Source organism: Canibacter zhoujuaniae (assembly GCF_011752005.1).
Classification (GTDB): domain Bacteria; phylum Actinomycetota; class Actinomycetes; order Actinomycetales; family Microbacteriaceae; genus Canibacter; species Canibacter zhoujuaniae.
The window spans coordinates 61,425-72,334 of the sequence record NZ_JAAIJZ010000004.1; the positions used below are offsets into that span (position 1 = coordinate 61,425).

Below are 10,910 nucleotides of genomic sequence, written 5' to 3' on the forward strand. Positions count from 1 at the left end.
ATGCCAATCGCTGAGATCCCTGAGGTGCTTGAGGCGTTGCGAGCCGGCAAACCGGTCATCGTTGCAGATGATGAGGATCGAGAAAATGAGGGCGACGTTATTCTCTCGGCAGAGCTAGCCACGCAAGAATGGGTGGCTTGGACGGTGAAGCATTCGTCCGGTTTATTATGCGCCCCAATGACCAACGAAATAGCTGATCAGCTTGATTTACCGATGATGGTGGAGCGCAATGAAGATGCGCGTTCAACCGCCTACACTGTGACGGTTGACGCAGCAGAGGGCGTGACCACCGGTATTAGCGCAAAAGACCGGATGACGACGCTGCGGGTTTTGGCAAACCCTGAGGCGAAAACAAGCGATGTGAATCGCCCGGGGCACATTCTTCCGTTGCGTGCGGTTGACGGCGGCGTGCGTGAGCGCGCAGGGCACACTGAAGCATCGGTTGAGCTGATGCGTTTGGCTGGGCTTCGGCCGGTAGCGGCAATTGCAGAAATTGTTGCCGATGATGGTGAGATGATGCGTCTGCCAGAGCTTCTAGAGCTTGGTGAGCGTGAGGGCGTGCTTGTCACAACAATTGAACGCTTGATTGCATTCCTTACCGAGAATGGTGCTTTGACCGGGGAAAATACTGTTAAAACTCGCACACGGCGGGTTAGTTTAAAGGCCGATACACTCGTGCCAACAAAATACGGTGACCTCAGAATGCTTGCATTCCGTGATCGGCATTTAGGGGTCGATCACATCGCTGTAGTAGGGCTAGATGCCGACGGCAACCGCCCGGGTTTGGGTGCCACAGTGCGCGTGCACTCGGAGTGTTTGACCGGCGAAGCATTAGGGTCTTTGAAGTGCGAGTGCGGCCCGCAGCTTGACGCGGCTCTGCAGCACATCGCGGCAGAGGGCGGTGTTGTGCTCTACATGCGAGGGCAGGAGGGGCGCGGTATTGGGCTCGCTAACAAGATGCGCGCATACGCGCTGCAGGAAGAGGGCTTTGACACAGTAGACGCCAATCTACAGCTCGGCCTGCCGGCAGATAACCGCGATTACGCGCCAGCCGCACATATTCTGCACGAGCTCGGCGTCAATAATGTGCGACTGCTCACCAACAACACAGACAAGATAGCGCAGCTTGCAGCACACGGAATCACCGTCGCTGAGCGGGTGCCGTTGATTGTGGCTGTGGGTGATGAAAACCGAGAGTATATGGCTGTTAAACGTGACCGGATGCAGCACACTCTGCCTCAAGATTTAGGAGAAAACTAATGAGCGGCCAGGGCGCACCAGATTTACGAGTAGACGCTACCGGAATGCGTGTTGCGATTGTTGCCGGCAGCTGGCATCAGGAAGTGACAGAGGCGATGATTGCTGACGCACTTGCCACGGTTGAGAGTGCTGGGGCTAGCGCTGATGTTTATCGTGTTGCCGGCTCTTTTGAGCTGCCGCTTGGCGCGCAGGCGGCCGCCACCGCAGCTGTCGGCTATGACGCGGTGGTTTGCCTCGGCGTCATTATCCGCGGTGGCACGCCCCACTTTGACTACGTCTGTAACGCAGTCACCGACGGGCTGACAAGGGTGCAGTTGGATACCGGTAAGCCCATCGGGTTCGGTGTGCTGACAACCGACAACGAAGAACAGGCCTTTGAGCGGTCGGGCTTGCCCGGAGCAGCTGAGGCTAAGGGGCGTGAGGCAGCCGAAGCCGCGCTGCACCTTGCCGTAACCCAGCGCCAGATTGCGGCAGCTGGTTAAACTACGGCTATAGCGCCGTGTGACATTCGATGTAGAAAAGTCTGAATTAGAGCGAGGAACAAACCGTGTTAGCGAAGCCAAAGACTGAAAAAGATCCGCATCGAGCCTCGGTGAAAGAGCTGCTGCCGTATGTTTTACAGCAGCGTAAACTGCTCACCATAGCGTTAGTGCTTGGCGCGTTGGCTGCTCTGCTGGCACTGGCGCAGCCGGTTTTGGTCGGCAAGATTATTGAACGCGTCCAAATGAGTGAACCGCTGGGCGTTTTGGTTGCTCTGTTGGTGTCCTGTGTGGTTGTCGGATCAATATTTTCTGGGCTTGAGCACTACACCCTGCAGCGTATGGGCGAGGGTGTTGTCTTGAATTCACGCCGCAACCTCATCAGGAAATTGGTTTTTCTGCCGATTCCAGAGTTTGATCGGCGTCGTTCGGGTGATCTTGTCAGCCGGATCGGTAGCGACACAACTGCGTTGCGTGCTGTGCTCACACAGGGGCTTGTTGAGGCGATAGCTGGCAACCTGGTTTTAGTTGGTGCTGTTATTGGAATGCTGGTTACTGACGCCGTGCTGTTCTTTGCGACCGCGGCGGTGCTAGCGGCAGCACTGCTTGTTGTTGTGGTGATTTCGGCGCGGATGCGACCGCTGATGACCGAGACACAGCAGCAGGTTGGTGACCTTGCGGCGGGGGTAGACCGTGCAATCTCGTCTATTCGCACTATTCGGGCAAACGGTGCCAGCGAGCGTGAGGCAACCCTGCTTGAAACACAGGCAGAAAAAGCATTCGGTTTGGGTCTGCGAGTGGCCCGTCTGTCTGCGCTGATCGTGCCGCTGTCGTTTATCGCACTGCAGCTGGTTTTCCTAGTTGTTATCGGTTTCGGCGGGTGGCGTGTAGCGCACGGTGACACCACAATTTCTGAGCTTGTGATGTTCCTGATTTTTGTTTTCCTGCTTGCGTCGCCACTCGGGCAGATTTTTGGCGCGGTGGCCTCAGTTAATGGGGCGCTTGGTGCGCTGGGGCGGATTCAGGAGGTCACACGACTCGACACGGAAACCGCAACAGATGCGCAGCTTGCGCCCGCGGGTGAGTTAATCCCGCTGTCAGAGGAGGATCCCGCCGCCGCGCATATCGAATTTTCTGATGTGCATTTCACCTACCGTTCTGCCGCACCCGACAGAGTTGAGGCGCGCAGCCTGGTTGGGGGTCGGCGCGAACGCAACCAGTATCGCCCGCCGAAGATTGTGGAAACCCCGGTGTTGCACGGTGTGAGCTTTAGCGTGCCCCGCGGTAAACGAGTTGCTTTGGTTGGCCCCTCGGGTGCGGGTAAGTCAACGATTTTAGGGCTAATTGAACGTTTTAGCGATCCGGATAGCGGCGTTATCAGTTTTGGTGGAATCGACCTGCGCAATCTAGATCGTGCTGAACTGCGCGCACAAATCGGTTATGTTGAGCAGGATGCTCCGGTGCTTGCTGGCACAGTGCGCGATAACCTTCTGTTGAGTGCGCCGAATGCGAGTGATGCGGAGTGTGAAGCGGTGCTTAGGCAGGTTAACCTGGGGGGCCTGCTCGACCGTGCTGCAGCACAGGGCGATCTTGCAACCGGCCTTGATGCTGAAGTTGGCGACCAGGGCATCCTGCTGTCGGGCGGCGAGAAGCAGCGCCTGGCGATTGCCCGAGCTCTGCTGGCAAACACCCCTGTGCTACTGCTTGATGAATCAACCGCGAATCTTGATGGTGTTAACGAAGCTGCGATGCGCGACGCTATTAACGCTGTGGCTGCCGATCGCACTCTAGTGGTGATTGCCCACCGGCTCGCTACTGTTGTTGACAGTGATCTCATTATTGTTTTGGATGAGGGCAGAGTGCTCGGGCAGGGCACCCATAACGAGTTGATAGAGACGGTGCCGCTGTATCGAGAGTTGGCACAGCGCCAGCTTTTGGTGCGCGAGTAGCGCAAAACTTGGTAATCGCATCGGACTATCGTGGGTGTTATATCTATTATTTGAAATAACACCCACGATTCCTGCCGGATTCACTGCGCCCTGCAGACGCTACCGTGTGCCGCGGCGTTTTTCGCGCTTCCCGATGCTTTGGCGGGTAAGCCCCAGCGCGCCAACTGCGGCAGCAGTTAAGAGCACAGCTAAGCCCATTAGCGGCGTCGCTGCGGATGCACCGGTTGCCGCCAACTTTGGGCTTGATGGAGGTGGCGTTGGCAGCGGTGGTGCGGGGGCAGGCGGTTCAGAAACTGTAGTCGTCTCGTCTGGAATTCCGCACTTACCGCGGTGCACTCTAACCCACTCACCCGTGTCTGGATCTTGGATTTCGACGGTTTCAACCCAATAGAAGGTGCCGTAGCTTTGTGCCGTGACCGCGGGTGACTTAAACTCTCCAACGCCAGCAACCGGAATGGCCTCGGTGGTTGCAACCGGCTGCGCCTCACACACTGCATTAGGATTCTGCAACTCATCTGCCTGCCACAGCACAGGGTTGCCCTTGTTATCTACGACAGGGTGCCAGTCAGGGCCGTATTTAGGCTCTCCAGCTACCGGCTTTTTGAACAGCTCAAAACTGATGCGCGCGGGGAGATCCGGCAGCGATCCTGAAACGATAGCGGTGTCGTAAATTGCTGCCCTGAAATATCCCTGCGCCTGTGCTTTGGTTGCAACCTCGGGAGTGTTCACTTTGAACGTCTCCTCGGGTATGCCGTAGTCGTCACACCCCTCTTTGACTAACCCGCGCACTGTTTCGGGTTGATCCTCGCGATGCACGCACCAGACGAAGCTAATATACCCCTCACGCAGTGTGAGTGGAACGCGAAATTCAGCGCTCTCGACCGGGTCGTTAGGTGAGTTTACTAACACAGATAGAGGTTGCCCGACAGCGACAGCATCTGCTGGCACGGCACTCTGTCTTTGCGGTTTGCTTGCGCTGTAGTAAGCGATGCCGCTGAGGGTTACGGGCACACGGTTACCCTGCGCATCCTGCAACCAGCCACCGTTTTCAGGGTGCGCCGCAACCGCGTCTACAGTGGTTTCACCAATAGAGCGTGCAGTATCGCGAACCTTAGTTGTGAGTGTGAGCTCGGTGGGCACAGTTTGGCCTTCGGTGCGCTGCCCAAACCCGTCGGTGAAGAAATATTTTTCGGGAATCGCTGGCGCGCCACTAATACCGGCCTGACTGTGCGGCTCTAACACCTCGGGAAGCTGCTTTTCGTGCTCTATATTCCAGACCCAGGTGTAGTAGCCAGCTTCGTTTGCGATCAAATTATGCGTGTCAACAGAGTATGTGCCGGCACCCTGCTTGGGGTCTGAGGTCACCTCTGCATGACCTGCCACCGGGGCACCGTTTGGCACTGTCATCGAAGGGTTTAGTTTCGGGTCGCTCAAAAACGGGCCGTAGAGTGTGCCGGTGGCGTGAATTGGCGCATATATCGGTGTGCCGTCGGGGGAGTGCATTGTGCGCCACTGGTTCTGGCTCTCAGCGGCAGTGAAGAATGTAACCGTATCGCTAAAACTTGCTCCCCTTGCAACAAACTCGCTCTCCACCGCCGACGACAGTCCCGGTGACCAGAGGGTGTCCATTGTGGTGTAAATATCTTGCAGCGGTTTTGTTTCTTCGAGCGTTTCAGTGCGTGGCGGAGTTGGTTCACTGGTGACCACGCCCTGCATGCCGGGAATTTTTGAAACTCGGACAGTGCCCGGATAGACCGTGCGAGTCACTTTATTTGTTTGGGAGCCACTAAACGACATCTGGTAGTAGCGATTCCAGCCAGCCTCTGGCGGAGCTTCGCCCACAAACTCAAAGGTGGCCGGCGCGTTTAAAGGCTCAGAGAAAGTGTGCTCTGCCACAAGTTTGCCCTCAATTTTTAGTTTTCCGTTTGACACTTTAAGTTTGGTGGTGCCAGCCGGTGCGGTGATAGTCCCGGAATAGCCGCTAGCGCTTTTCACACTGAGCTGACCGGGGGTAAAGTCAGCGGTTGCGGTGTTTGAGGCGCGCACTGCAGCGTATGCTTCCGCAACCATTTGTTCGTACCGATTGCTGGTGTAGCCGCTTTTACGGGCGGTATCCAAGATCAAATTAAAGTAATCCCAATATTTACCGGTAACACCCAGCTGGCCGCGTAATTGCCAGACTGCTAACTGCACATCGGTCGCCTGCTGATTGTCTGCGGTTTGCCCCCATTTTGTGAGAATGTAGTTGAGCGCCTGGAGGTGCTCGCCTGTAACCGCAACCGACCCCATAACTGTGCCCGCAGCCGGGCCGTAATTCGCTACCTCTTGCCATGCGGGAACATTAGTTACATTAACTGAGGCGGCATCCCCTCTACCAGTATGAATCTTGATGCCAATTTCGAGGCAGTAGTGCACAAGTTTGCTGCTGTCGATGTAAAAGCCGCCGGCGCCGATTCCACTTGGGCTGTAAAACCCGGGCCCGTTTTCAGCAGCTTGCGCGGCCGGCGCTGTGTGTTGCATGCCGAGCGGATCAAGCACGCTCCCGCCGCTAAAAGCGGCAGATCCCGCAATTATCGCGCCGCAGACTAGCAGAGCGCCGATCCGCCCCCGACTGTATTTATGTTTGGTCTTAGCCGTCATCCCTATCTCCTTGCTGTTGGGGTGTTTTCCATAACCGTAGGAGAGGGTGGGCGGGCAAAATCAGCGCCTAAAAGAATCTGTGGATAATTTTCGCAGCTCAGATTTATCCACAGAGCGTGCTAGCGATAGTGATCCAAAAATTTATTTTCAGAACAGCACACTATTTGGAAATATGCGTATAAACTTACAAATCGGATTATGTTTTTGATCCTTGTCGACTGGTAAAGAAGCCGGAAAGGAGCGCGGAGTGGCGCAACAAAATGGTTCGCTAAAGCGCAACCTCGGGTTGTGGGCTATTGTTGGCCTCGGCCTGGGTTATATGACCCCAACTGTGGTGTTTGATACGTTCGCTATCGTGTCGGAAGACACACACGGGGCGGTTCCATCTGCGTATGTTATCGCTCTTGTCGTGATGGCTTTCACCGCGATTAGCTACGGCAAAATGGTGAGAGCTATTCCAAGCGCTGGCTCAGCCTACACCTACACCCGTGAGTCGATGCACCCAAATGTTGGTTTCATGGTGGGCTGGGTTGCGCTGCTCGACTACATCATGCTGCCACTTGTGAACGTGCTTATTCTGCGCCAGTACATGGAGCAGCTGGTGCCGGCTGTAAACCCGTGGCTGTGGGTCTTCCTGTTTTCTGGAATTGTCACCGCTTCGGTCTACTTCACAATGAAGGGCACATCAAACCTTAACTCCCTGCTGCTTGTTGGCGCGCTGATCATCATGGCTTCATTCCTTGTTATGTTGATCGGCCAGGTGCAGAAGGGCGCGGGCACCGGGCAACTCTGGACAGTGCAACCTTTTATCGGCCAAGACTTCGATTTCGTGAAGGTCGTTGCAGCAGCAACCGTTGTGTGCTTCTCGTTTATTGGTTTCGACGCGGTAACCATGTATGCAGAAGAGGCAAAAAATCCAAAAATCATGCCGAAAGCGATCTTGCTGACTGTGCTGCTTGGCGGTCTGATCTTCTTAGTAGCAAGCTACTTTACCCAGCAGCGTTTCCCAGATAACTCAACGTTTGGCGATGTTGAAAACGCACTGCCGCAGATGGGTCAGCAGGTTGGCGGCGATGTATTCATGTGGATCTTTACCGCAGCAGGTTTTGCGGCAACGATGGCATCCGCCCTTGCATCACACGCGTCAGTGGCCCGAATGCTGCTCGTGATGGGTCGCAACGGTGTGCTGCCGCGCAAATTCTTCGGTTATGTCTCACCAAAGACCAACACCCCAATCTACACAGTTCTTTTGGTGGGTGTTGTCACACTGCTAGCGGGATGGCTGGATCTTGAGTTCACCGCACACCTCATCAACTTTGGTGCGCTGATCGCCTTCACCTTCGTGAACTTGTCTGTGATCGCCTACTACGCCGTGCGTCAGGGGCGTCGCAAGACTCGAAAAGACATCATGAAGTACATTGTGATGCCGATTATCGGAACCGGTATGACGCTCATACTGTGGGTAAATCTTGAATCCGTATCGCTTATGCTCGGCAGCATCTGGCTGGCCATCGGGTTGATCTACTTGGTTTTCCTAACTAAGGGCTTTAGAACTCAACCAGCCGGTTTCGATGAAGCGCAGCCGGTAACCGGGTTTACCAAAGCGCAGACAGAGACTGCAGAGAAATAATTTATTAAACGCACAAAGCCCCGCCAGTTTCATTTGAGAGTGGCGGGGTTTTGTGCTTGCGGGAGGCTTTGTGTAGCAGCGCAGGGCTTTAAAAGAAAAAGCCTCACCGCAGCAAAGAGATGCAGTGAGGCATCAGCGGAGGATAGGGGATTTGAACCCCTGAGGGCGTTAACCCAACACGCGTTCCAGGCGTGCGCCATAGGCCGCTAGGCGAATCCTCCAGGTGTAGTGCCGCTTGCGACACACAACGTTAAGTTTAGCGATTAATCGACTTCAATGCGCGCCGGCTGAGCGTTGTGCCACGAAATCGCTATGGCCGCGCCAAGGAACACAAACTGTAAAATCGCAAACGGGTTGCAGAGTGCGATCGCCATTTCAAGCGCGAAGGGGCTTGACCCTGGCGGCGCGGTGATCGCGGCGAGGGATCCATCAGCCTGCACATCGGGCACAGTGACGGCGAAGATTGCAGCGCAAAGCCATGAGAGGGCAGCGGAGACTATCACCCCCCGGGTTGTGCGACGCCCCGCGCGCGCAGTGATTGCCAGACGCCTGCTAAGCCACACAGAAACCAAGAGATAGGGTAGGGCGATACCCAAGGTATACCAGACGGTGTTTGAGCCGAGCAGCCCAAAGAGCGCGCGCCCGAACGCGATGAAAGCAGCAAGCAGCAAGCCCATAGCGAGAACAGTTGTTTTCACAGTAACTAGCCTAGCCGGTTGCGCAACACGCGCAGACGAAAAACTTTGCGTCTGATTTGCAACTTTTCGTCGTTATCTGATATCTTAGACGAGTTGTCATAGACGCAAACGCCCCGATAGCTCAGTGGTAGAGCACTTCCATGGTAAGGAAGGGGTCGCCAGTTCAATCCTGGCTCGGGGCTCTGGTCTTTTTGCAAAAGCTTTGCGCTTGAAAGGCCAACGCGGCTGAGTAGCTCAGTTGGTGAGAGCGCACGACTCATAATCGTGAGGTCGCGGGTTCGAGTCCCGCCTCAGCTACCGTTTTGTTTACGCCCACAGCATTGGTGAGTCTTCTTCCTCCCATGCAGCCTCTAGCAGGTCAAGATCAAGATCGCAGACTACCGGCACGTGATCGCTGGGCCCCGCACCCTCCCGCTCTTCAGCTGCGATATAGCCGTTCGTGACGGCATCGGTAAAGCTGTCTGATCCGAAAATAAAGTCGATGCGCATACCGAGATTCCGCTCAAATTTAGCTGCCTGGTAGTCCCAGAAGCTGTAGCCGTGCGGTTGGTGCGGCCGCACAACATCTGTGAGAACGTCTGTGAATTTTGCAAACTCGGCTCGCTCACGCTCTGAAACGTGGGTTGAAGCACCGGGAATAAACGCTGGATCGCCCATATCTGCCGCGGTTGGGGCGATATTCCAGTCACCCATCAAAGCAAGCGGTAGGTGCGGATCAGCGGCCAACCACGCGTGCATTTGCTGTCTGAGGGCCTGCAACCATTCGAGCTTGTATTCATAGTGGGGGTTGTCGAGTGCGCGGCCGTTTGGCACGTACAGCGACCAGAGACGCAGTTCCCCGACGGTTACCCCGAGTGCGCGCGCCTCTTGCGGGAGGCCGTTTGGGCCTGTGCCTTGCACAGTTTCTTGCCCTTTGACTGCTTTACCAAAACCGGGCATGCCGTCGAAAGCTGTGGTTATGTCTGTCATCTTGTGGCGGCTCGCAAAGGCGACGCCGTTCCACTGGTTGAGACCGTGTGCCACAACCTGATAGCCGGCATCCTCAAACGCTGCGACCGGAAACTGATCGGGGCGACATTTGATCTCTTGCATTGCTAGCACGTCGATATCATCGCGCACCAGGTAGTCGACAACCCTGCCAACGCGGGTGCGGATAGAGTTCACGTTCCAAGTTGCAATGCGCATAACTTCGAGGTTAGTCGATTTTGCCCGCTACGGTAGCTGCACCGCTTAATCCTTGTCAGCACGCAGATACATAAGTAAGAGCCTGACCCCGGGAAAGTTTCCCAGAGTCAGGCTCTTACTTGGTGTGTTGTGTGCAGCCGGCCGATCTTAAAGGCCGACCGGCTGCGCAACAGTCACAGGCGTTTTAGTTCTTGCGGCGGCGCAGCAGAAGTGCTGCAGCACCTGCGAGGCTTGCCAGCGCAGCCATACCGAACAGAGTTGAATTCTCTGCACCGGTGTTTGCCAGCACCTTCTTAGCCTTACCTGATCCGTTATTTACCGGATCGGTCTTGCCGTCACCTGCATTGCCACCCTGATCTTCGCCACCATCGGTTGGTGCACCGGTGTTGTCTTTAGAGTTCGGGTTGGTCTTTGGATCGTTAGCGTTTGGATCGTCAATAGTTTTACCTGTTGTTGGATCCACGATGGTGTTGATTTCTTCACCATCTTTTACGCCGTCACCATCGGTGTCAGGGTTCTTCGGGTCGGTGTTACCTGGGTTGCCGTTCTCGTCGAACTTGTTGTCCTTGAACGGGTTCTTTTCGCCAGATACTTCGTCACCGTCGTTGATTCCGTCACCGTCGGTGTCAGGGTTGGTTGGGTTGGTGCCCAGTTCCTTTTCCTGACCGTCGGTCAGCCCGTCACCATCAGTGTCTGGGTTGGTTGGGTCGGTTCCGTCAGCCAACTCCTGATCGTCGGTCACACCGTCACCGTCGGTGTCTTTAGAGTTCGGGTTGGTCTTTGGATCGTTAGCGTTTGGATCGTCAATAGTTTTACCTGTTGTTGGATCCACGATGGTGTTGATTTCTTCACCATCTTTTACGCCGTCACCATCGGTGTCAGGGTTCTTCGGGTCGGTGTTACCTGGGTTGCCGTTCTCGTCGAACTTGTTGTCCTTGAACGGGTTCTTTTCGCCAGATACTTCGTCACCGTCGTTGATTCCGTCACCGTCGGTGTCAGGGTTGGTTGGGTTGGTGCCCAGTTCCTTTTCCTGACCGTCGGTCAGCCCGTCACCATCAGTGTCTGGGTT

At 55.5% G+C, this 10,910-nt stretch carries 8 protein-coding genes and 3 tRNA genes; 6 read left to right on the forward strand and 5 right to left on the reverse strand.

Annotation, left to right across the window (positions count from 1 at the left end):
- The 3 genes from ribB (at window position 1) to HCR00_RS06615 (ending at window position 3,688) form a co-directional block, all read left to right on the forward strand.
- Window positions 1-1,260 carry a 3,4-dihydroxy-2-butanone-4-phosphate synthase gene (gene ribB, locus HCR00_RS06605; RefSeq protein WP_167143888.1) on the forward strand — a complete coding sequence of 420 codons (1,260 nt, stop codon included), beginning with the start codon at window positions 1-3 and terminating at the stop codon, window positions 1,258-1,260.
- Entirely contained in the window at window positions 1,260-1,742 is a 483-nt protein-coding gene (gene ribH, locus HCR00_RS06610; protein WP_167143891.1) for a 6,7-dimethyl-8-ribityllumazine synthase, read from the forward strand. The genes ribB and ribH overlap by 1 nt, the downstream gene beginning before the upstream one ends.
- 65 nt (window positions 1,743-1,807) lie before the next feature.
- Window positions 1,808-3,688, forward strand: coding sequence for an ABC transporter ATP-binding protein (locus HCR00_RS06615; protein WP_167143894.1), 1,881 nt, complete (start codon window positions 1,808-1,810; stop codon window positions 3,686-3,688).
- 99 nt (window positions 3,689-3,787) lie between these two features.
- Here HCR00_RS06615 and HCR00_RS06620 read toward each other — a convergent pair whose 3' ends face one another.
- Window positions 3,788-6,328: a hypothetical protein gene (locus HCR00_RS06620; RefSeq protein WP_167143897.1), complete on the reverse strand. Its 2,541-nt coding sequence runs from the start codon at window positions 6,326-6,328 to the stop codon at window positions 3,788-3,790.
- A 247-nt stretch (window positions 6,329-6,575) separates the two neighbouring features.
- Between HCR00_RS06620 and HCR00_RS06625 the strand changes: the two genes are divergently transcribed.
- Window positions 6,576-7,958 carry an APC family permease gene (locus HCR00_RS06625; protein ID WP_279586821.1) on the forward strand — a complete coding sequence of 461 codons (1,383 nt, stop codon included), beginning with the start codon at window positions 6,576-6,578 and terminating at the stop codon, window positions 7,956-7,958.
- 136 nt (window positions 7,959-8,094) lie between these two features.
- On the opposite strand, the gene HCR00_RS06630 is transcribed toward HCR00_RS06625, so the two are convergent.
- A tRNA-Ser gene (locus HCR00_RS06630) sits at window positions 8,095-8,179 on the reverse strand.
- A 42-nt stretch (window positions 8,180-8,221) separates the two neighbouring features.
- Window positions 8,222-8,656, reverse strand: coding sequence for a hypothetical protein (locus HCR00_RS06635; protein ID WP_167143900.1), 435 nt, complete (start codon window positions 8,654-8,656; stop codon window positions 8,222-8,224).
- 110 nt (window positions 8,657-8,766) lie between these two features.
- Here HCR00_RS06635 and HCR00_RS06640 point away from each other — a divergent pair.
- Both HCR00_RS06640 and HCR00_RS06645 read left to right on the forward strand, forming a co-directional pair.
- A tRNA-Thr gene (locus HCR00_RS06640) sits at window positions 8,767-8,838 on the forward strand.
- A gap of 41 nt (window positions 8,839-8,879) precedes the next feature.
- A tRNA-Met gene (locus HCR00_RS06645) sits at window positions 8,880-8,953 on the forward strand.
- Between the two features lie 9 nt (window positions 8,954-8,962).
- Here the strand turns inward: HCR00_RS06645 and HCR00_RS06650 are convergent.
- Both HCR00_RS06650 and HCR00_RS06655 read right to left on the reverse strand, forming a co-directional pair.
- On the reverse strand, window positions 8,963-9,841 hold the full coding sequence (locus HCR00_RS06650) for an exodeoxyribonuclease III (protein WP_167143903.1): 879 nt from the start codon (window positions 9,839-9,841) through the stop codon (window positions 8,963-8,965).
- 184 nt (window positions 9,842-10,025) lie between these two features.
- A partial coding sequence (locus HCR00_RS06655; RefSeq protein WP_167143906.1) for an LPXTG cell wall anchor domain-containing protein occupies window positions 10,026-10,910 on the reverse strand: 885 nt, incomplete at its 5' end.

Excerpts from the sequence above, each read along its gene's own strand:
- ribB (WP_167143888.1), top strand. The coding sequence starts at position 1 with ATGCCAATCGCTGAGATCCCTGAGGTGCTTGAGGCGTTGCGAGCCGGC.
- ribH (WP_167143891.1), top strand. The coding sequence starts at position 1,260 with ATGAGCGGCCAGGGCGCACCAGATTTACGAGTAGACGCTACCGGAATG.
- HCR00_RS06620 (WP_167143897.1), bottom strand. The coding sequence starts at position 6,328 with ATGACGGCTAAGACCAAACATAAATACAGTCGGGGGCGGATCGGCGCT.
- HCR00_RS06650 (WP_167143903.1), bottom strand. The coding sequence starts at position 9,841 with ATGCGCATTGCAACTTGGAACGTGAACTCTATCCGCACCCGCGTTGGC.